Here is a 21,783-nt window from a genome sequence, read left to right as displayed (position 1 = left end):
AATTTATAAATATAAAAGTTTAACTACAAACACTATTAATCTTAGGAGTAAAAGCTATAGAAATAATCATTAGAAGTATGCTACAAATCCAGTGGTTAAGCCCAAAGGTATTCATAAGTAGATTAGCTCCTGCAAAGATAAACAGTGAATATTTAGTCATAAGTAAAACTATATTCTTAGTGAATTTTTTAGATGATGCTAATCTCAAACATAAGAAAAGCATTCTAATTCCAACAAAGGCTAACATAACTCCAACAAAATCTTGAATCAAATAATAATAATGAAATTGCATATATTAATTACCCCTTATCTTATTCTTAATATTAGATACAGCTTTCTTTTGTTTCTAATTCTTTAAGTTCTATATCTGTGTAAGTCTTCATAGTAAGTCCAGTTACACCATAAATAAATGATATTATAGGAGTTATCCAACTTAAGAAGCAGTAAGGTATAAACTCGTATGGACTAACACCTAATGTTTGTGAGCAGAAGATTGCATTAGAGTTCCAAGGAATTAATGGACCGCCTAGTGTTGCTGTATCTTCAATTATTCTAGATAAGTTTTCTGGCTTTAACTTAAACTCTTTATATAAAGGAGACATTATAGTCCCAACAAATACTGATGTAAACATCATAGAAGAACTAAATGCATTTGCTGCATAACTTACTATAAAAGTAGATCCTACTAATTTAGCTCTAGAGTTACCTATTTTATCTATCATAGGTTGAAGTAATACTTCTAAGAATCCTGTCTTTTGTAATATACCAGCTATTACGAATACTATGAATACTAGTAAAACAGTTTCTGCCATACTCATTATACCACCACGATTTAATAACTTATCAGTATAAACTAGTCCCGTTTCTATAGAGTATCCGTTAAGCATATAGCCTAATAAATCTCCTATTTTTTCGCCTTCTTGGATTATTGAAATAAGTACTGCCATAATAGATGAAGATAAAATAGAAACGATTGCAGGTTTTTGTAAAAGTAACATTGTTAATAAGAATAATATAGGTATTATTGCAATAAATCCAATATTAAAGTTTGACTTTAACACACTCATAACTTCATTTATTTGATTATAATCAATTGTGTTGCCAGCATATTTAAATCCTATTACAGTATATAAAACAATACATATTAAAAATGCAGGAACTGTTGTAAATAGCATATGCTTCATATGTGTAATAACGTCAGTCTTACAAACAGCAGCAGCTAGATTTGTAGAATCTGATAGTGGAGACATTTTATCTCCAAAGAAAGCACCAGAAATAACTGCGCCAGCAGTAAGTCCAGCAGGTATACCCATACTAGTACCTATACTCATCATTGCGATACCAGAAGTACCTAAAGTTCCCCAAGAAGTACCTGTAGCTATTGATGTAAGAGCACAAACTATTAGTGTAGTAAGTAAGAAAAACTTTGGTGTTATTATTGTAAGTCCACTATAAACAACTGTAGGTATAGTACCAGCAGCTATCCAAGTACCTATTAATACACCTACAGATAGTATTATTAAGTTAGATTGGAAAGCATCTTTTCCGACTTGGAATCCGAATTCTTCTATTTCATTATTTGTATATCCAAGTTTCATAGCAGCAGGAACCACTATTAACCAAGATAGTAAGAACATTGTTGTTATAGATGCATCAAATACAACTATACCAACAGTAGTTAATGATATTATTGCAAGCATTACTAAAGCTGCGAACCTAAAGCTAGGTTTTTTCTTATTTATGTTTTTGCTCATAGAACGTTTTCCCCCTCAGAAAAAAGTTAATTATAATTTTATAGATATGGTTTCGACTATACGGGATAGATATATAATCGAAACCATATTAGATTTTTATTTTAAACTCAAATATTTTGTAAAGATATTGCTTAAAGATACTATAAAGTTATAGCAGTTTTAATCCTATTAAGTGCTTCTTCAACCATTGATCTAGGACAAGCTAGATTTATTCTTTGATATCCATTTCCTCCCATACCAAAAGAAGTTCCGTTATTTAAAGCAACTTTACCTTTTTCAACTAAAACCTTTGCTAATTCTTCATCAGTAAGTCCGATTTCACTAAAATCTACCCATAATAGGTAAGTTCCTTCAGGTTTTTTTACTTTAAGTTTAGGCATATTTTCTTCAATATACTTAATAGCAAAATCGATATTTCCTTCTAAGTATGTAAGGAAATCTTCTAACCACTCTTCACCTTGATTATAAGCAGCTTCTGTAGCAACTAAGCTGAAAGAGTTATTTCTTCTAATATCTATTCTTGTAAATGCAGAATCTATTATTTTGAAGTCTTCTTCGTTAGGTACTATAGCGTAAGACATTTGTAATCCAGCTATATTAAATGTTTTAGTAGGTGCCATACAAGTTATAGTATTTTGTTCAAATTCTTTAGATATAGAAGCAAAAGGTGTATGCTTGTGACCCTTTAGTATAATATCACTGTGTATTTCATCGGAAATTACTTTAACATTATGCTTTAAGCAGATATCTCCAAGTTTCTTTAATTCATCTTTACTCCAAACTCTACCAGCTGGGTTATGTGGGTTACAAAGAATGAAGAACTTAACACCTTCTATTTTAGATTCAATATCTTCATAATCCATAATATAACTTCCATCTTCAAGCTTTTTAAGAGGACTTATTACTAGCTCTCTACTATTATCTTTAACAACACTGTTAAAAGGACTATAAACAGGTTCTTGAATCATTATCTTATCATTTTTAGAAGTCATTTCTTGTATTACTAAGCTTATAGTAGGTACAACACCTGGACTAAATATTAACCAGTCACTTTTTATATTCCAATTGTATCTTCTTGATGCCCAATTTACTATTGATTGATTATAAGAATCAGGTCTAGTTGTATAACCGTATATACCTTGTTCTAATCTTTCTTTAAGAGCATCTATTATACATGGAGCAGCCTTAAAATCCATATCAGCTACCCACATAGGTAATAAATCATTAGATCCATACTTTTTGTCCATTTCAGACCATTTTGCTGAGAAGTTGTTGCTTCTGTCTATTACAGTATCAAAATTGTAAGTCATTAGTTAATACCTCCATTAAATTTATATAATATATTAAGCAATAAGCATGCCAAAATACTTGGAAATAGAAATAAAAAGCTAAAAGTATTGAAAATTAGACGTTTTAGCTTATATATAAATATAGTAGCACAAATTATTTGAGATAACGGTACCAATTAACTTATAATAGAAAATTAAAAAATAACTAATGGGTTAAACTGTTTGACCCATTAGTTATTTTACTGGTAGAAATACCCCGTTGTTATTATCTACTATATAGTATAGTAATGTATAGATTCATGTAAATTAATTATATTAGTAGTAAATAAAATCTAAATATAATCATCTACTAGAATAAATAAGGATATTATATTATGCTAATATAGAAGTAATAAATCGGAGGAAGAGAATGTTATCCAGTATTATAATAAATCTTATTTTATCAATAAACTTATTTTTCTATGAGATAGAGGTTAGTCAAAAGTATACTACCACTATAATTTTAATTTCAATTAGTATGGCGATTTATATTTATTCAAATCTAATTAAAGACAAAGATATAAAGAGGAAAGTATTAATGGTTAATATTATTTTCATAATAATTTCGTGTAGTATTTTTCCTAAATTAATATTGCTACTAAGTCCAGTAATAGTAGAGTATATATTATCAAAGAGGTATAGCGATATGATTGCTGCTATAGGTGTATTTGTTGCAGTACTCATTCAATTAAGGCTAAATATTGGCTATCTTATGATTTCATTAGGTGTTGTGAGTAGTATTTTTGTTTATATAAACTTAATTAATAATAAGAAGAAAGAAAAACTAGAGAAGATTAATTATGACCTTAAAGAAAAACTATACAATATAGAAGAGAGTAGAGTTTTAGAAAATAAGCTTAATCACCAGAGTATAGAGACTATAAAAATAGAAGAGAGAAATAGCATTTCTCAAAAACTTCACGATAAGATAGGTCATACGCTAGCAGGAAGTATAATGCAATTAGAAGCACTTAAGATAATTATGAACTCTGATTCTAAAAAAGGAATAGAGATGCTAGATGGTATTACAGATAATCTTAGAAATGGAATGGATGATATAAGAACTACATTAAGAAAAATAAAACCAGAGCAAGCTGAAGTAAGAATAAATAATTTAAAGCTTATGTTAGAAGAGTTTTCTAAGTCATACAAGATTGATTATGAACTTAGCCTAGAAGGTGATTTGCAGGAGATAAGTATGGTATATTGGAAGGTTATATTGGATTCTCTAAAAGAGATATTAACTAATACAATAAAATATTCTAACTGTGACAAGATAAGTATGGAGATAAGTTTATTAAATAAAATTATTAGAGTACATATAAAAGATAATGGAATTTGTAATGGAAAAATAAAAAAAGGTATGGGCCTTTTGGGGATAGAAGAGAGAGTTATAAATATTGGTGGAGATGTTTCATTTAACAATGAAGATGGATTTTCCACTCTTATAATATTGAAGAGGTGAGATTGTGATAAAACTATTAATAGTAGATGATGATGTTTTAATAAGAGAGAGCTTAAAGATAATAATAGGAATTGATGAAGATATAGAAGTAGTTAATACTTTAGAAAACGGGAAAGAGTGTATAGATTATATAAGTGAAAATCAAGTAGATGTAATACTACTAGATATGAGAATGCCAGTTATGAATGGTGAAGAGGTACTGGCAGAGATTGAAAGAAGAAATATAGATGTAAATGTGCTTATACTTACTACCTTTGATGAAGACAATCTTATAAGTAGTGCAATAAAATATAAGAGCAGTGGATACATTTTAAAAAGTAGTAAGCCAGATAAAATAATAAGTGCTATTAAATCTGTGTATCTTGGAAATGGTGTATTTGAATCTGAGATAGTTTCAAAATTAGCATTAAGTAATAATGATAAAGAGGAAGAGAATCTTAATAGATATGAATTAACAGATAGAGAAAAAGATATAGTGAGGTTAATTGCTACAGGATTATCGAATAAGGAAATAGCAGGAGAAGTATATTTATCTGAAGGAACTGTAAAAAATCATATTACTTCAATACTTTCTAAGATGGATTTAAAGCACAGAACTCAAATTGCTATTGAGTATTTAAATAATAAATAAAATTGATAATTATTATCAATAAGTATTGACTAGACGACTCAAAAATAATATCATTTAACTATAAATAATATTAAAAGGGAGTGAATAGTATGACTTTGGTAGTAATTGGGGGCAATGAAAAAATGAAGAAGGACTATATAGAAATAGGTAAGAAAAAAGGATACAAGACTAAAGTATTTCTAAATATGTCATCTAAATTAAATAAAAGTATTGGCAATCCTGATGCTATGGTTATATTTACTTCAGCAGTTTCTCATAAAATGACTATAGTAGCAGAAAGACAAGCTGAAAAGCTTGATATTCCAATAATAAGACATAAAAATAATAGCAAGGTAGCTTTTAATGAATGTTTAGAGATGGTAGATGAATGTAGAGGTAACTGTAAAGAGTGTAAATTCAAAAGTAAAGTACATAATTAACGTTAATCAAAATAAAATATTATAAAAAAAGGACTGTACCTAAGTAATTATAAAGAACTTTAATACAGTCCTTTTTTATTATTTTAATTATAAGATTGTTGAAATATATTTCACATATCTATACCATAATAAATATATTTTAGTATTGGCTAATTAAGGGGGGAAGATATATGAAAATAACATATCAAACAAGTGGAACATGCTGTAGGGAGATAATTTTAGAGATGGATGAAAATCATATAATAACATCTATAGATTTTATAGGAGGATGTGCGGGGAACTTAATTGGTATAAGGAATTTGGTTGTAGGTCAAAAAGCAGAAGATGTAGTGTCAAAATTGGAAAATGTAAGGTGCGGAGAAAAAGCTACATCTTGTCCAGATCAATTATCAAAGGCATTGAAAAAATATATATAAAAATAATAGAGAGGTGCTACGTTTAATATAATCGTAGCACTTTTTTATTATAAAGAAATTATTATTTAAAGATTAAGTCGATTAATTTAACTTTTATATAGAACATGACTTTAGTCATATAAGATTAATGACCATATGTACTTAAGGAATTTTTATGAAAATAATATAATGTAAGTATAGAAGCAAGGAGTAAAAAAATTGGAGGGAGATATATTATGAAATACGTTGAAATAAATAATCTTTATAAGAGCTTTGGAGATTCAGTAGCAATAGAAAATCTAAATCTATCTATAGAAAAGGGCGAAATATTTGGTCTGTTAGGTCCTAATGGAGCAGGCAAAAGTACTACTATAAATATCTTATGTAATATATTAGAAAAAGACAGAGGAAGTATAAAGATAGATAATAAAGAGCTTAAGAAAAATGATAGAGAAACAAAAGGAAAGCTTGGTATAGTACCTCAAGAATTAGCAATATTTGAAGATATGACAGCCCTTGAGAATACAATGTTCTTTGGTTCTTTATATGGATTAAATGGTAAAGACTTAAAAGAAAAATCACTTAAAGCTTTAGAGTTTGTAGGTCTTGAAAATACTAAAAAGTTAAGTAAGACATTTTCAGGTGGTATGAAAAGAAGGCTTAATATTGCATGTGGAATAGTGCATAACCCAGAACTATTAATACTTGATGAACCTACTGTTGGAATAGATCCACAGTCAAGAAATCATATTATGAAATCTATAAAAACTCTAAATACTAATGGATGTACTATAATTTATACTACTCATTATATGGAAGAAGCCGAAACACTTTGTAAAAATATTGCCATAATAGACAAAGGTAAGGTTATTGCAAAGGGAGATAAGGAAAGTCTTAAGTCAATAGTTAGTAATAAAAATAAGTTTGAGGTGTTAGTTGATGATATAACAATTATTTCTGAAAGTGACCTTATAGAAATAAATGGGGTAGATTCAGTAGAATTTAAAGAAAATAAAATTTATATAAGCTTAGACAGGGAAGTAAGTTCTTTAAATAAATTTATTACTTATATATCTTCAAAGGATGTGAAAATACTTGATATAAAAAGTCAGGTATTAACTCTTGAAGATGTTTTCTTAAATCTTACAGGTAGAAAGCTTAGAGATTAGGGGGTGAGCATATGAGTATAATTTTTTCTTCAATAAAAAGATGCTTTAGAGATAAAAATAACATACTTAGTATAATATTTGTAGCATTATTCCTACCATATTTATTCTCAGTAATGTATTCTTCTCAGAATGAAGATTTTGAGGTAAATATGTATATAGAATCAAGTGCTACAAGTAGTATAAGCAAGTCATATGTAGATTTTATAAAAGAGTTTGACAAAAATAATAAAAATATAAAAATAAATTATATAAATAAATCACAATCAGATAAAAGTGACTTAATAGTAAATATAGATGATGAGAATAAGAAGATAAGTTTTAAGGCAAATGAGTCTATGAATTTTGGAACGGTTATAATTGAAAATATTACAGAAGAATTTTTTAATCAGATATCGATTTATGAAGTAGCTAGTAAGGTAAGTACATTACCACAAGAAGGAGAAAATAAGTATGTAAAAGAGACAAGCTTTAAATCTGAGGAACCGATGGATTATAAGCAATATTTTTCAGTTACTATGCTTTTGATGACGACTATGACCTCTTCTATAATTGTATTTAAAAATACATTCTACTTAAAAGAGGCTATTGGAAGAAAAGTACTTTCTTCTTCTATGCCTGTATCAAAGCTAATAACTCTAGAGTTGTTAGGATCATTCATATGTATATTTTTACAAGCTATGATAATAATTGTTCTTGATATTATTTTATATGATTTACAGATAAATCTTAAAAATGTAATACCTATAGTAGTATTAATGGCAACTTTTAGTTTATTTACTGTGTCCATAGGAATATTAGTTTCATCAATTGTAAAGAAGAAAAGTCATGGTGAGAATATAGTTTCATTCATTACACTAATTATTATGTTTAGTTCAGGTCAAATAACGGTTGATTTAGAAATGAGTATGGAGAGTATAATCTTTAATATGAATCCAGTTAAATGGATAAATGAGGCTATGTTTGCATTAGTAGAAGGAAATATAAATGTAAATATTAGTACTGCAATTTTAATGACATTGATTTATACAGTTATATTAGGATTAGTATCAGTTGTATTTTTAAAGAAAAAGGCGGTGAATTAATATGAAAAATATTATTAACATAGCAAAACATAACTTAAAATCCGTACTTAAAGGATGGTTTTGTTTAATACTTGTATTACCAATAGCAGTAAATATTATAATGCCTATTTTATTTGGACCAGTAGATGCACCTGGAGGTACAAAACCTACACTAGGAGTATACACTAAAGACTCTGGAGCAATATATGAAAAATTGCTTCCAAAGGAAAAGTTTAAGTCTATAGAGTTAATAAATTCAAAAGAAGAATTAAAAGATAGGGTAGAAAAAGAAGAGATATCTGTAGGGGTAATTATAGATAGTGATAATATATACAAGGATTTAAAAAATAATAAGAGTGAAGTAATTGAGATATTAGGATACGATGATAGTATGAATAAAGAGCATGTTTTAAGTATTATAAATAATGGTATTAACCAAATTTTATCTTTTGGAGATAGTGAAGGAGAGGTTTTAAAATCTTTTGATTTATATAATGACTTAAAATATAGCTTTGATTATGAAGAGGATAATCTAGCAGAGATAATTAGATACACTATGATGTTTGGTATGTTTAGTATGCTTTTCTTATTTATAGCAGCTAAGTCTCTTAGTCCGCTTTTAAAGGAAAGAGAAAGTAAAATAGATAAGAGGATTTTAGTAAGTAAAATAAGTAAGGTTGAATATCAGTTAGGTCATATATTAGGATGTTTCTTATTATTATTGATGCAAAGTTTAACAATGGTTATAAGTATGTATGTTTTAAATAATAATTTCAATATAAGTATTATATGGATGCTAGTATTATGTGTAGTACTTTCTTTGGTTGGTATTGTGGTTGGTTTACTAGTAATGTCAATATCAAATAATTCAACAATGTATTATACTTTGGTTTCTATAACTACTACACCTATGGCTTTATTTAGTGGTGGATTTATTCCAACAGAATTTATGAATGACACTCTTAGAAATATTTCTCTTATATCACCTTTGACTTGGGTGTGCTCTGCTTTTAAAAAGATATTACTTAATGAGAGCTATACAAAAATAGGAATAGATTTACTAGCGGCGGTATCAATATCAGTAGTGATTATGATGTTATTTTTAGTAATAGAAAATAGGAAAAAGAATACTTCTGAGTATTTATAATAGATTAGTAATGTAATAAAAAAAATACTTCAAAATAAAAAGCTATGAAAAACAGAGTTTAACTCTTGTATTTCATAGCTTTTTATTATTAGTGAATAAATTATTGCTGGTTAGAATTATATTTATTAAGGAGAGCTTGTTCACCCATTGCAACTAAGTTTTTTGTCATTTGACCTCCTACTTGCTCACCTGCTAGTACATTTTTTGCAGTACCTTCTAAAGTACCTTGAGGTGCATTACTTTCTATCTTATCGTTAACTGAATTGTAGTTATATCCAAGTTCATTTGCTACCTCCATTTTTAACATGTTTAAAGCTTGTTTTGCGTTAGAATTTGGTTGTTTATTCATTATCTTATGTCTCCTTTACTAAAGTTGAATTTAGTAATATAATTTACACATCAAACAAAAATATAACTAGTATGTAAGATAAAGTGAAAATAAGATATAATATAAATATCACAATAAGAAGAGGTGTACTATGGAAGAAAAAAAGATGTCAGAAGTTAATGATAAGGAAGCTCTTATAAAAAGACTTAAGCGTATAGAAGGACAAGTAAAAGGAATTCAAAATATGGTTGAAGAAGAGCGTTATTGTGTAGATATATTAGTTCAAATATCAGCTATTAGATCCGCAATCAATAAGGTTGGTACTTTAATACTTGATAACCATGTAAAAGGATGCGTAATGTCTAGTATAAAAAATGATGATTCAGAACAAGCTGAAGAAACTATAAATGAGCTTATAAATACTATAAATAAATTTACAAAATAATTAATAATGGGGGAATGGATAGATGAATCAACAAGGATTTATAATAGAGATTGTTGATGATAATACTGCAAAAATGAAAATGCAACGTCATTCTGCATGTGCACATTGTGGAAAATGTATTACTAGTTCAGAAACAAAGGACATTGTAGTTGAGGTTGATAATTCTATTGGAGCAAAAGTTGGGGATCGTGTTGAAGTTAATATGGATGGTGTTCGTGTTATGAAGGCTACAGCTATAGCATATGTGATTCCATTAGTGGCACTGCTTGCTGGAACTATAGTAGCATATTTTGTACTTCAAGCTATAGGATTAACTTCAGGCATAGAGATTATAAGTGGAGTAGTTGGACTTGTATCAACAGCAGTAGCATTTTTAATGATAAGAAAAAATGATAAGAAGTTTAGAGATAGTGGGGAGTATATTCCTAAGATAACTAGAATTTTGGTTATGTAAAATTTTATGATAGAACGTAACACACCTAAAGAAAGTGACAAATTCAATAAGTGGCCAGGTTGTTTTACATAGGGTGCGAAGGAAGTAACAGTAGCAGAAGTAAAAAAGAGTTTAGCTCAAGTAATTGATTTTGCAAAGTATAAAAAGTAAAAACTTTATGGTTTTTACTTTTTTATTTATCTAGAATAATTCTAAATTTAAGGTTACTATTACAATTAAAAGAGAGAGGGAAGTATGTTATTATACTTAAGTTTAATTGAGAAAGAAGAAGATAAGATAAAGTTTGAAGATATTTTTAATAGTTATAAAAAAATGATGTATTATGTAGCACATAGTATATTAAAAGATGAATATTACTCACATGATGCTGTTCAGAATAGTTTTTTAAAAATAATCAAGCATATTGATAAAATTGAAGATGTAAAATGCAACAAAACGAAAGGATTTATCGTTACTATAGTAAAGAACTCTTCAATAGACATATATAGAAAGCTACAAATGGAAAAAAATAAAGCTCAAAGACTTGAAAAAGAAATACAATGTCTTGAAAATGAAGTATATGATATTGATATTTTACCTAATAAAGTAGAGGTTGCTATATTAAAGCTCCCAGAACGATATAAACAAGTATTTTTCTTAAAATACTCTCATGGATTTCAGGATGATGAAATTGCAGATATGTTAGATATAAGTCCTTCTACAGTAAGGACTAGAATAAAAAGGGGTAAGGATAAATTGAAAATCATATTAGATGAAATGGAGAAAGTACATGGATAAATATGAAATTACTGATGAATTGCTTTTTAAACATTGCAGCAATGTGGAAAATTTTATATTAGAACAAATACCGGATGAAGAAGATATTGATTATGAATACCCTAAAGAATTTGAAAAGAAAATAAAAAAAATAATCAAAGAAGAGAAAAGGGGACCGTTTCTTAATAAGATATATTCATATACAAAAAAGATAGCTGTAGTATTTATAGCATTTTTAATTAGTTTATTTACAATAACTATGAGTGTTGATGCATTAAGAACGAAGTTATTTGATATGGTTAAAGATGTTTATGAAAAATTTACGATATATAAATTTAAAATAGATGAAAATGACAATGAAAAAGTGAATTTTTTAGAGCATAAGAGTATTAATTATTTACCAAATGGTTTTAAAGAGGTTAAGAGAGCTGAGCACAACAATGATATAGCAATCACTTATTCTAATGGAGAAGATTATGTAACTTTAAATTACTTGCTAATTGAAAATAATAATTTATACATGGATACAGAGAATGCAAAAATAAGTAAAGTTAAAATAGGAAGTTATGATGCTGACTATATTGAAAAAGAAAATAAAATAAGGTTAGTATGGCAAGATGAAAATACTTTGTATGATTTAAAATTAGACTATATTAATAAAGAAAAATATTTAGATTTTAAGTCGGAATTAGTAAAAATTGCAAAAAATATAAATTAATTTTATAAAAAATGAAACAAATCCTCATAAAATATTCGTTTACTTAGTGTAAAGAAATTTATGGTTTTTTTATATAGATGAAAAGAAAAATAATCAGCAGCTTAGGTATATCAGTATTAGCATTTAATGTTTTATTAGCTAATCCAATATTTGCAAATGAATATGAGACAAATTTAGAAATACAACTTCATGCAAGCTTAACAAAACTATATCAGTTTCAAAAGGTAGTAGTTACAGAATCTTTTCAACAGTGAAGGCTTATAAAGGAGCTAATTCTGAGAGCATTGCGGTATATGATAATAGATAATACAGGAGAACAATAAATGAATATAATAGATTTTATAAATAATGCAGTAGATCCTTTTATCATGCAAATAATAATTGTACCAATTATTTCGATTGGAGTAGGTATACTTATATCGGTATATACGAAAATAGCTATAGCGGCGCCAGTAATAACGCTATTAATTAATTTAGTATATGAAAATTACTTTTTAAAACTATTTAGAGATAAATTCTATTTATCTCAATGGAGTATTTTTCTTCCAATACTATCATTAATATTATCATTAGTTATAATTTATCTTTTAAAAAGAAAATAAATTATGATTTTATATTTTAAAATTACAGTTTTCTGTAGTTTATAAGAAAGAATAACCCCTTAAATCTTATAATTAAAGTAATGAATTATAAGATTTAAGGGGAATTTTTTATGAAAAAATTAGTTGTTGATTTAGGTCATGGAGGAAGTGAGTTTACTATTGCTGACAAAGGAAGAGAAAATGACTTCAGATTTAGGAACTGCTACTATGATAGCTTTTTTATATTATTAAGAAATTAGATTCTTGATATGTAGTTTTTTTTCGTTGCAACAAACTTAGTTATAGAAATTGAAATATGAAATAATATTACTAGTAAAACAATATACTCATTACCTAAGTTTGAAATAGTAGCGAAAATAGCGAATAGTGCCATAAGAGTACATGTAAATATACAGCTTATAAATTGAAATTTAAAATAAATATCTTGAGTAACTTGATGTTTATTACCTATCCAGCTTGACACTTTTCTATTTTTTAGACACCATAAATTATAAAATATAAAACAAGGAATAAATAAAACACCTATTATGATAAAGACGTTCATATGCAGATTTCCCCCTATTGATTATTAAAAAAGATAAACTATTACACAAATAGATAATAGCAAGCCAAGTACACTAAATGCAAGTAACAAATCTAAAATAAAATTAATCTTCATATATAATAACCCCTTTTATTTTCTATCTATTATATATAACGAATAAAACTTCATAATTTGTGACAATTTTTATAAAAAAATATAAAAAATTATATATATATTCTTATATGACGTATTAGTACTATAGAATATGGATATATCTAACAAAAAATGGGAAAATTATAGCTATTAAACTTATTAATAAGGGGTGAGTGTTAGTGAAAATATTAGTTGTAGAAGACAATATATTACTTGCAAACACTATAAAGCAAGAATTATCATCTCATTTTGAAGTAGATAGTATCAATAATGGTATAGAAGCACTTAAAAATATAAGTGATAATATATACGACTTAATTATATTGGATATTATGCTACCCGATATAAGTGGTATAGATATCTTAAAAAATATTAGAAGTAAGGGAATGAAATTACCTGTAATTATGCTAACTGCCAAAGAAGCACTAGATGATAAGGTGGGTGCTTTTGATATGGGTGCTAATGATTATATAACTAAGCCATTTTATATGGAAGAACTAGTAGCGAGGATATATGCAATATTTAGAACCAATAATATGATGTCCATTGGTAATACACTTGAATTTAAAGATTTAAATTTGGATATAGATAGTAGGAAGTTGTTTATAGGAAGAGAAGAGTTAGAGCTTCCAAAAAAACAGCTTGATATACTTGAGTATCTTCTTATCAATAAAGGAACTGTGTTACTTAAGGAAAAAATATATGACAGAGTATGGGGAAGTGATTGTAGTATACCTATGGAGATTGTTGAGGTACATATTAGTAATTTGAGAAAAAGCTTAAGTGAGTATGATTATAATAAGTATATAAAAACTAAAAGAGGTATAGGATATATCTTTGATGATAAATAAAAATATTTTATCTAAAACAAGAAGAGACTTAATAAGAATAAATACTTTGGCAGTAGGGGTTTTGTTTTTTATATTTATTATATTTATATACTTTTACTTTAATAATTTAACATATAAAAAAATAGATATAGCATTGAATAGACAATATGATTTTATTATTAAGCAACTAGAATATAAAGAAGTTAGAAACAGACCCAACAATATTAGAGGATATATTGTATATGTTTGGAATGGCAATTCATTAATAGATACTGGTGAAATGAGAGGGCATTTACGAGAAAGTATAGAAACTATAAGACCTTATAATTATAAGGATAAGGTTGCTGATGGAATAAGCTCTTATTTTTATAATGGATATTACTTTAGAGAACTTAAGAAAACTAGTGGAGATTATACAATTGAGATTATAAAAAGAGTAGATATTGAAGTAGATTTATTAAAGCAATTAAGATTTGTTTTGATAATATCTGGGATAATATTCTCGGGTAGTGTTTATCTAGTAAGTTGTTTTTTAACTAAAAGAACACTACAACCAATAAAATCTTCTTGGGAAAATCAAATACTGTTTGTTCAAGATGCATCTCATGAACTTAGGACACCTTTGACTATTATATTTGCAAAATTAGAAAGCATAATGACAAGACCAAAGAGTACTGTTGAAGATGAGATAAATAATTTATCTATTATTATGAAGGAAAGTAGAAGTCTTAGAAAGATTATAAGTGATTTATTGAAGCTTACAAAAGAAGACTCTATAGTTAAAGTCAACTACTCTAGGTTTGATATAGTTGAGCTTGTAGAAGCAATAATAGATGAGTATGTAGACTTGATAGCTATGCAAAACAAAGAAATAATATCTGAGAATAGATTAAAGCACAATAACTTTATATATTCTGATGAAGAAAAAATTAGGCAATTGATTGCTATATTTATAGACAATGCAGTAAAGTATACCAGCAGCAAAGATATTATAAAAATTAAGCTTCAAGATGTAAAAGGTTATTTAAGAATAGATATTAGTGATAGCGGAATTGGAATAAGTGAAGATGAAGTTAATCACATATTTAATAGATTCTATAGATCTCCAAAATCAAGAAAAAGCAATATTGAAGGTTCTGGAATAGGATTATCAATAGCCAAAACAATAATATCTAATTTAAATGGACGTATAGAAGTAGATTCTAAATTAGGAAAAGGAAGTTGTTTTTACATATATATACCAAATAAAAAAACTTAAAACTTAAGGTTGCCTTAAGAAAAAAGCACATTATAATAGTACAAACAAATTTTAAGGAGGTATAATATGAGAAATAAGAAAATAATAGCTGGGTTAATGTCTTTAGCAATAGTTTTTGGAAGTGGAGCTATGATGATAAATGCTGAAGAAACAAACAACAATACAACAACTATGGAAGATAGATGTTGTCCCCCATCTCATGGGCAACATATGAAAAGAGGTAAAGAAATATTTGACAATAGTGTTGATGAACTTAAAAAGTCTGGAGTACTAGATGACAAGGATATAAAAAATATAGAAAATTATAATACTAAGAAGATGGAAGAAATGAAAAAGAAAAGACATTCTAGAATAGATGAGATGGTTGAGCAAAATGTTATAACTAAGGAAAAAGGCGAAAAGTTAAAATCTACTATAGATAAAAATATAGAAGCTGAACGTAAGGCAAATGATAAATAGTTTATATAACTACAAAAAACTGTATAAAGAGTAAGTATAAAGTAGTATTTATTATATAAAAATGGTTATAAAAAAGAGTAAGGTAAATCTTATATGATTTACCTTACTCTTTTTCTATCTTAATAGGCATCTTCTTTCTTAAGTTTATTAAGAATAAAGTTCTAGCAAGAGAAGTTATAACAAGTACTCCCAGAGCTATAGCTCCACTTATAAAGAAAGTATCCGCGCCTGTAGATATAGCTAAGTTGTAATCTCCTTGAACTAAATAAAGCATTGTGTTATATAGCCCAAGTCCTGGAACTAAAGGTATAATACCTGGTATAACGAACAAAATAGCTGGATGCTTCATTTTTCTAGCAAGGTACTCACTAACCCATGATACAAACATAGCAGCTACAAAGTTTGCAAAAATAGCACTAGAAGAAAACTTCATTAGTAGTATATAAATACACCATCCTAGACCACCTGTTATTCCGGCAGGAGCTAAAGCTTGAATCGGTGAGTTAAAAAATATACCAAATCCTACAGTAGCTACAAGTGAAAAGAAAAAATGTGCAATTAAAGGAATATCACTCATTATAGAGACCCTCCTATTCTAAACCATATATCTAGAACAAATCCAACACCAGCTGCAATGGATACGGCAGTCATACCGGCATCAAAGGCACGAGCTACTCCAGAAATTAAATCTCCAGAAATTAAATCTCTTATACCTTTAATAAATGACATACCTGGAAGCAGTGGCATTATTGAACCAACTATTAACATCCTTGGTGTATCTAGTATACCTATCTCAGTTAATAACACCCCTGATACAGATATTATTAGTGAAGCTATCATTGTTGAAAATGCGGGTATACCGCTAAGTTTCATTATTTTACCATAAACATACATAGCAAATATGGAAATTATAAATGTAAAACTAAAGTCAAGCATAGAAGTACCACCAAGTAAGTAACCAAAAGATGCAGATGCAAGTCCGGTAGCTACTGATACAACCCAAGATGGATAAGGATTAACTGAGCTTATAATTTTAAGTTCTCTCATTGCCTCTTCTACAGATAATTCATTGTTTGTTACAAATTCTCTAGAGAAGTTATTCAATAGAGAAATTTTATTTAAATTTATAGACCTACTTTTGATAGTCTTCATAAAGGTAAAACCATCAAATCTTTCATCTGAGATTATTATTACGGTAGGAGAAGTAAAGACAGTTACGTGGTTAAAGCCCCTTGATCTACAGACTCTAACAATACTATCTTCAACTCTATATGTCTCGGCACCATTTGAAAGCATTAGTTCTCCTAGAAATAAAGAAAGCCTTAAGACGCTTTTCTTGTATTTAGTAGCATTATCTTCAATCATGTCACACCTCCAAATTAAAAATTAATATAAAGATTATACCAAATATTTCATTATGATTATACAGTTATTATGTTAAGATTCTTAATTAATTTATTTCAAAAAATTCATTAATATGTGTAAATTTAGTATTAACTAAAAGAGGAGTAAATAAGTATATAATATAACTATTTATATAGATAGTTATTTACAGTATATTTTGCACCAAATCTAAAAAATTATAAATTAATAAAAGGGTGATTGTTATGTTTGATAATTTGAAAAATGCAGACAGAGAAGTGTATACAAGTATGCAAAGAGAATTACAAAGACAACAAAGAAACATAGAGCTAATCGCATCTGAAAATATTGTTTCAGTAGCAGTGATGGAGACTATGGGAAGTCATCTGACTAACAAGTATGCAGAAGGCTATTGTGGTAAGAGGTACTATGGAGGTTGTGAGTATATAGACGAAGTAGAACATATTGCAATAGAAAGACTAAAAAAGATATTTAAGGCAGAGCACGCCAATGTTCAGCCTCATTCTGGTGCAAATGCAAACATAGGTGTATATTTTGCAATCCTTAAACCGGGTGATACTGTAATGGGTATGAATTTATCTCAAGGAGGACATCTGACTCATGGTTCTCCTGTAAATATATCAGGTAAGTACTTTAATTTTCATGAATATGGAGTAAGTAAAGAAGATGGAAGAATAGATTTTGATGAGGTAAGAAGTCTAGCTAAAGAAGTAAAACCAAAGCTTATAGTAGCTGGAGCTAGTGCTTATCCTAGAGAAATAGATTTTAAAAAGTTTAGAGAAATAGCAGATGAGGTAGGAGCTATGCTTATGGTGGATATGGCTCATATAGCAGGTCTTGTAGCAGCAGGTCTTCATCAAAATCCATGTGAAGTAGCAGATTTTGTAACTACTACTACTCATAAGACATTAAGAGGACCTCGTGGTGGAGCTATACTTTGTAAAAAAGAATACGCAAATGCTATAGATAAGGCAATATTCCCTGGTACACAAGGTGGACCACTTGAACATATAATAGCTGCCAAGGCAGTTTGTTTTAAGGAAGCTTTACAGGAAGAATTTAAAGAGTATCAAGAAGAAGTAGTTAAAAATGCTAAAAAATTGGCTGATGAATTAACAAAAAGAGATTTTAAATTAGTAAGTGGTGGTACTGACAATCATTTAATTTTGTTAGATTTAACTAATAAAAATGTAACTGGTAAGGATGCAGAAAAGCTTCTTGATAATGCTTATATAACGGCAAATAAAAATACTATTCCTAATGACCCTCAAGGTGCAATTATAACCAGTGGAATAAGAATTGGAACTCCGGCAGTTACTACAAGAGGTATGAAAGAAGAAGATATGTCTACAGTGGCAGAGGCTATAGATCTATGCCTGACTCATAAAAATGTAGAAAAGGCTAGAGAATTAGTAATAGGTCTTACTGAAAAATATCCACTGTATGAAGATTATAAAATAATGGATGAGTATATACTTACTGAATAATTTTATATTGTTTAAGGTATGGAGTTATCGACTAAAATAGGTTAAGCAAATCGAACTTTGAAGTAAAATACTATCATACTAGTGGAATAGGAGTAAAGATGACCTACTATAGGATATTCTGAAGACATGGTACTGGAACTAGTGATCTGTATGAATCATATAATATTACTATCTTATATCAAATAAGGGGGAATAAGATATGGCTCTAACAGGTGCGCATTACATCTATATTTTATTCATGGTCATAATACTAATCACCATGATATTAAAGAAAGATACCATAGTACCATGTATGCTAGGGGTATTCTGTTTAGGATTATTTTACACACAAAGTATTTCAGGAGCTGTAGGTGCAATATTTAATTCTTGTATTATTGCACTTAATGAACTTGGACCTACTATTTTAATTATAACCGTTATGGTAGCTTTATCGAAAGCACTTGAAGATAACAATGCGATACACTATATGGTTAAGCCTTTTGCTAAGGTAATAAAAAACTCAACTACAGCATTTTTTACAATTGGTATAGTAATGCTTTTAATATCTTGGTTTTTCTGGCCATCGCCAGCAGTAGCACTTGTAGGTGCAGTGTTTTTACCAGTAGCAATAAGATGTGGTCTACCTGCAATAGGTGTTGCAGTAGCACTTAATTTATTTGGTCATGGTCTTGCTTTATCTACTGACTTTGTTATACAAGGGGCTCCAGCTATAACAGCCAGTGCTGCAGGTATTGAAGTGGCAGAGGTTATGAGTCAAGGGATGATACTATTTTGGGTAATGGCAGTAGTAACAATATCAATGTCTTTTTATACTCTAAGAAAAGATATAAAAAAAGGAATGTTTAGAGAAGAATTAAGTAAAGCTAAGAAAGTTGAAGTTAAAAATTTTAATAAAAAAGCTAAAATAGCAACATTTATAGTATTAACTGCTTTTGTATTAGATATAGTAGCAATGTCTGCTTTACAACTAAAAGGTGGAGATGCATCAGCACTTTTAGGAGGAACAGCAGTAATCCTTATTATAATTATAAATACAATGAATCACGGTAAGAAAAGTTTGGATAAGGTATGTGACAATCTAGTAGAGGGGTTTGTATTTGGAATAAAAATCTTTGGGATAATTATACCAATAGCAGCATTTTTCTATATGGGAGAAGTTGCACCTTTAACAGGTGTATTTGGAAATGTTTTGGCTACAAATTCAGGTGGATTGTTATCTGATATAGGTCTGGCTCTTTCAAATGCAGTTCCATTTAATAATGTAGCTGCGGCAAGTATTCAAACTGTGGTTGGAGCAATAACAGGGTTGGATGGTTCGGGATTCTCTGGAATGTCTCTAGCAGGTTCACTTGCTTCAGTATTTGGAACAGCTATAGATGCAAGTGTTGGAGCTTTGTGTGCACTTGGTCAGATAGCAGCAGTATGGGTAGGTGGAGGATGTTTAGTACCTTGGGCACTTATTCCAGCAGCAGCGATATGTGGTGTTAGTCCTATTGAGCTGGCTAAGAGAAACTTTAAGCCGGTAGTGGTTGGTCTTGTTGTTACTACTATTGTGGCTATGTTTATTATTTAGATAGAGAGTAGATATTAGCTTAATTGCTGATATCTACTTTTTTATTTAAGATATTCTAGCTTTATTTACTTTTATAATTTTAAATACATAAAAAATGAATGTACTACTATAAAATAATACATTCATTGATATTACTATGGCTTATTTAAATTATTTTAGTAATTCAAACTTATATCCAATATCTCTTGCAGAATCTATAACATCACCTAAGATATTAGTATTAGTTTCTGACACTGCATGTAGTAACAATATAGATCCATCATGTAGATGATTCATAATTTTTTCTTTTGCTTCTGTAGGCTTAGGTTGTTTTTCTTGATCCCAATCATAATAAGCAAAGCTCCAGAACACTGATTTATAACCAAGATTTTTAGTCATAGCTAAACTTTTCTCAGAATAAACTCCCATAGGAGGTCTGAATAACTTAACCATTTCTTTGCCAGTAAGTTCTTTATATTTTGCTTCAACATCAGTAAACTCTGAATCAAAAGAAGTCACATCTGAAGATTTGTCTGGCATAGCTGGGTGGTGATTACTATGATTTCCTACTACATGACCTTCATCAACCATTCTTTTAATAAGATCTGGATTATCTTCTATGTATGGCAATGTTACGAAAAATACTGCTTGTACTTTTTTCTCTTTTAAAACATCTAATATTTTAGAGGTATATCCATTTTCATAGCCTTCATCAAAAGTTAGGTACAAAGTTTTACAATCATTAGTGGTAGGACCTGTATATATTGCATCATAGTCTTTTAATTCAAAGCTTAGATTATTATTAACACCAGGAGTTTTGTGATCATCATTTGGAGTGAAAAACCAACTAATAGAAGTATTGTCTAAATTAGAGGCATCTACTTTTTCTATTGATGGCGGTGGAGTATCTTTATCTTTTGAAGGTTTTTCTACAGTACTTGTTTCAGTAGTACTTTCAGGTTTGTTTTTGTCTGTGGTATCTGATTTTTCGTCTTTATTTAAACTACAGCCAACTATGTTTACACAAATTAAACATAATAGTGAAAAATAAATTGATTTTTTTAGCATAATTATATTCCCCCTTACACATAATATATTTGTTTCTGATTATTGTCTAAAATCAACATGCTTATACTACTAGATTATAGCGAAGTTTGCTGTATTTTTCAGTTACACAAATGTAATATAATAACAGTGATTTCGGCATAATTATAAAAAAATATAAAAGTATTTTAAAAAAGTTATTAAAAAGTGTTGACGAATGTAAAATAAGGTGATAAAGTATAACTTGTCCTTAAGAAACACAGAAAACTTAAAGACAAGAAACGACAAAATAAGTATTGACAAGCAAAAAATGCTTTGATATACTAAGTGAGTCGAAAAAAACAAGCGCCAACATGGTGACTTAAATGAACTTTGAAAATTAAACAGTAGGTTAATTTATAGAATTTGAAACAACCAAACAA

The 21,783-nt window shown here is 28.4% G+C and carries 27 protein-coding genes; 19 read left to right on the top strand and 8 right to left on the bottom strand.

What is annotated here, in order from left to right; genetic code table 11:
* Positions 1–19 precede the first annotated feature (19 nt).
* From CHL78_RS02175 to CHL78_RS02165, 3 genes are all read right to left on the bottom strand, one after another.
* Positions 20–292 (bottom strand): hypothetical protein, encoded by a 273-nt coding sequence (locus CHL78_RS02175; RefSeq protein WP_094367871.1) that lies wholly within the window; start codon positions 290–292, stop codon positions 20–22.
* 31 nt (positions 293–323) lie between these two features.
* Positions 324–1,754 carry a Na+/H+ antiporter NhaC gene (gene nhaC / locus CHL78_RS02170; RefSeq protein WP_094367872.1) on the bottom strand — a complete coding sequence of 477 codons (1,431 nt, stop codon included), beginning with the start codon at positions 1,752–1,754 and terminating at the stop codon, positions 324–326.
* A 140-nt stretch (positions 1,755–1,894) separates the two neighbouring features.
* Positions 1,895–3,064, bottom strand: coding sequence for a MalY/PatB family protein (locus tag CHL78_RS02165; protein WP_094367873.1), 1,170 nt, complete (start codon positions 3,062–3,064; stop codon positions 1,895–1,897).
* A 388-nt stretch (positions 3,065–3,452) separates the two neighbouring features.
* Between CHL78_RS02165 and CHL78_RS02160 the strand changes: the two genes are divergently transcribed.
* The 7 genes from CHL78_RS02160 (at position 3,453) to CHL78_RS02130 (ending at position 9,369) form a co-directional block, all read left to right on the top strand.
* Positions 3,453–4,547 carry a sensor histidine kinase gene (locus CHL78_RS02160; RefSeq protein WP_094367874.1) on the top strand — a complete coding sequence of 365 codons (1,095 nt, stop codon included), beginning with the start codon at positions 3,453–3,455 and terminating at the stop codon, positions 4,545–4,547.
* Between the two features lie 4 nt (positions 4,548–4,551).
* Entirely contained in the window at positions 4,552–5,178 is a 627-nt protein-coding gene (locus CHL78_RS02155; protein ID WP_094367875.1) for a response regulator, read from the top strand.
* An 89-nt stretch (positions 5,179–5,267) separates the two neighbouring features.
* Positions 5,268–5,597, top strand: a complete 330-nt coding sequence (locus CHL78_RS02150; protein WP_094367876.1) for a DUF2325 domain-containing protein — start codon at positions 5,268–5,270, stop codon at positions 5,595–5,597.
* 170 nt (positions 5,598–5,767) lie between these two features.
* A complete protein-coding gene (locus tag CHL78_RS02145; protein WP_094367877.1) occupies positions 5,768–6,013 on the top strand; it encodes a TIGR03905 family TSCPD domain-containing protein in 246 nt (81 codons plus the stop codon).
* A gap of 215 nt (positions 6,014–6,228) precedes the next feature.
* Positions 6,229–7,161 carry an ABC transporter ATP-binding protein gene (locus CHL78_RS02140; protein ID WP_094367878.1) on the top strand — a complete coding sequence of 311 codons (933 nt, stop codon included), beginning with the start codon at positions 6,229–6,231 and terminating at the stop codon, positions 7,159–7,161.
* Positions 7,162–7,172: 11 nt separating this feature from the next.
* Positions 7,173–8,243: an ABC transporter permease gene (locus CHL78_RS02135; protein ID WP_094367879.1), complete on the top strand. Its 1,071-nt coding sequence runs from the start codon at positions 7,173–7,175 to the stop codon at positions 8,241–8,243.
* A 1-nt stretch (position 8,244) separates the two neighbouring features.
* Positions 8,245–9,369, top strand: a complete 1,125-nt coding sequence (locus CHL78_RS02130; protein ID WP_094367880.1) for an ABC transporter permease — start codon at positions 8,245–8,247, stop codon at positions 9,367–9,369.
* A gap of 100 nt (positions 9,370–9,469) precedes the next feature.
* Here the strand turns inward: CHL78_RS02130 and CHL78_RS02125 are convergent, their stop codons facing one another.
* A complete protein-coding gene (locus CHL78_RS02125) occupies positions 9,470–9,718 on the bottom strand; it encodes a small, acid-soluble spore protein, alpha/beta type (RefSeq protein WP_094367881.1) in 249 nt (82 codons plus the stop codon).
* A 130-nt stretch (positions 9,719–9,848) separates the two neighbouring features.
* Here CHL78_RS02125 and CHL78_RS02120 point away from each other — a divergent pair, with 130 nt between their 5' ends.
* The 7 genes from CHL78_RS02120 to CHL78_RS21260 all read left to right on the top strand — a co-directional run bounded on the left by CHL78_RS02120 (position 9,849) and on the right by CHL78_RS21260 (position 12,911).
* Entirely contained in the window at positions 9,849–10,142 is a 294-nt protein-coding gene (locus CHL78_RS02120) for a metal-sensitive transcriptional regulator (RefSeq protein ID WP_094367882.1), read from the top strand.
* Between the two features lie 22 nt (positions 10,143–10,164).
* Complete coding sequence (locus tag CHL78_RS02115; protein ID WP_094367883.1) at positions 10,165–10,596, top strand: SoxR reducing system RseC family protein; 432 nt, start codon at positions 10,165–10,167, stop codon at positions 10,594–10,596.
* A 234-nt stretch (positions 10,597–10,830) separates the two neighbouring features.
* Positions 10,831–11,373: an RNA polymerase sigma factor gene (locus tag CHL78_RS02110; RefSeq protein ID WP_094367884.1), complete on the top strand. Its 543-nt coding sequence runs from the start codon at positions 10,831–10,833 to the stop codon at positions 11,371–11,373.
* Entirely contained in the window at positions 11,366–12,070 is a 705-nt protein-coding gene (locus tag CHL78_RS02105; protein ID WP_158540619.1) for a DUF4367 domain-containing protein, read from the top strand. The genes CHL78_RS02110 and CHL78_RS02105 overlap by 8 nt, the downstream gene beginning before the upstream one ends.
* 77 nt (positions 12,071–12,147) lie before the next feature.
* On the top strand, positions 12,148–12,324 hold the full coding sequence (locus CHL78_RS20640) for a hypothetical protein (protein ID WP_158540618.1): 177 nt from the start codon (positions 12,148–12,150) through the stop codon (positions 12,322–12,324).
* Positions 12,325–12,393: 69 nt separating this feature from the next.
* Positions 12,394–12,672 (top strand): hypothetical protein, encoded by a 279-nt coding sequence (locus tag CHL78_RS02100; RefSeq protein WP_094367886.1) that lies wholly within the window; start codon positions 12,394–12,396, stop codon positions 12,670–12,672.
* Positions 12,673–12,782: 110 nt separating this feature from the next.
* Complete coding sequence (locus tag CHL78_RS21260) at positions 12,783–12,911, top strand: hypothetical protein (protein ID WP_274541832.1); 129 nt, start codon at positions 12,783–12,785, stop codon at positions 12,909–12,911.
* Here CHL78_RS21260 and CHL78_RS02095 read toward each other — a convergent pair.
* Positions 12,908–13,216, bottom strand: coding sequence for a hypothetical protein (locus CHL78_RS02095; RefSeq protein ID WP_094367887.1), 309 nt, complete (start codon positions 13,214–13,216; stop codon positions 12,908–12,910). The two genes, CHL78_RS21260 and CHL78_RS02095, sit on opposite strands and share 4 nt — an antisense overlap.
* A 311-nt stretch (positions 13,217–13,527) precedes the next feature.
* On the opposite strand from CHL78_RS02095, the gene CHL78_RS02090 reads away from it, so the two are divergent.
* The 3 genes from CHL78_RS02090 to CHL78_RS02080 all read left to right on the top strand — a co-directional run bounded on the left by CHL78_RS02090 (position 13,528) and on the right by CHL78_RS02080 (position 15,895).
* Positions 13,528–14,199, top strand: a complete 672-nt coding sequence (locus CHL78_RS02090) for a response regulator transcription factor (protein ID WP_094367888.1) — start codon at positions 13,528–13,530, stop codon at positions 14,197–14,199.
* On the top strand, positions 14,189–15,436 hold the full coding sequence (locus CHL78_RS02085; protein ID WP_094367889.1) for a sensor histidine kinase: 1,248 nt from the start codon (positions 14,189–14,191) through the stop codon (positions 15,434–15,436). The genes CHL78_RS02090 and CHL78_RS02085 overlap by 11 nt, the downstream gene beginning before the upstream one ends.
* A gap of 66 nt (positions 15,437–15,502) precedes the next feature.
* Positions 15,503–15,895 carry a hypothetical protein gene (locus CHL78_RS02080; protein WP_094367890.1) on the top strand — a complete coding sequence of 131 codons (393 nt, stop codon included), beginning with the start codon at positions 15,503–15,505 and terminating at the stop codon, positions 15,893–15,895.
* Positions 15,896–15,998: 103 nt separating this feature from the next.
* On the opposite strand, the gene CHL78_RS02075 is transcribed toward CHL78_RS02080, so the two are convergent.
* Together CHL78_RS02075 and CHL78_RS02070 are read right to left on the bottom strand one after the other, a co-directional pair.
* Positions 15,999–16,472, bottom strand: a complete 474-nt coding sequence (locus CHL78_RS02075; protein ID WP_094367891.1) for a threonine/serine exporter family protein — start codon at positions 16,470–16,472, stop codon at positions 15,999–16,001.
* On the bottom strand, positions 16,472–17,260 hold the full coding sequence (locus CHL78_RS02070) for a threonine/serine exporter family protein (protein ID WP_094367892.1): 789 nt from the start codon (positions 17,258–17,260) through the stop codon (positions 16,472–16,474). The genes CHL78_RS02075 and CHL78_RS02070 overlap by 1 nt, the downstream gene beginning before the upstream one ends.
* 242 nt (positions 17,261–17,502) lie before the next feature.
* Between CHL78_RS02070 and CHL78_RS02065 the strand changes: the two genes are divergently transcribed.
* Both CHL78_RS02065 and CHL78_RS02060 read left to right on the top strand, forming a co-directional pair.
* Positions 17,503–18,765 carry a serine hydroxymethyltransferase gene (locus CHL78_RS02065; RefSeq protein ID WP_094367893.1) on the top strand — a complete coding sequence of 421 codons (1,263 nt, stop codon included), beginning with the start codon at positions 17,503–17,505 and terminating at the stop codon, positions 18,763–18,765.
* Positions 18,766–18,964: 199 nt separating this feature from the next.
* On the top strand, positions 18,965–20,338 hold the full coding sequence (locus tag CHL78_RS02060) for a hypothetical protein (RefSeq protein ID WP_094367894.1): 1,374 nt from the start codon (positions 18,965–18,967) through the stop codon (positions 20,336–20,338).
* Between the two features lie 150 nt (positions 20,339–20,488).
* Here the strand turns inward: CHL78_RS02060 and pdaA are convergent, their stop codons facing one another.
* Positions 20,489–21,385 (bottom strand): delta-lactam-biosynthetic de-N-acetylase, encoded by an 897-nt coding sequence (gene pdaA, locus CHL78_RS02055; RefSeq protein WP_094367895.1) that lies wholly within the window; start codon positions 21,383–21,385, stop codon positions 20,489–20,491.
* Positions 21,386–21,783 lie beyond the last annotated feature (398 nt).

Origin of the sequence: Romboutsia weinsteinii (genome assembly GCF_002250835.2) — a bacterium.
GTDB lineage: Bacteria > Bacillota > Clostridia > Peptostreptococcales > Peptostreptococcaceae > Romboutsia_A > Romboutsia_A weinsteinii.
The sequence above is the reverse complement of the archived record's forward strand: the minus strand, read 5'-3'. Positions and strand labels throughout refer to the sequence as shown.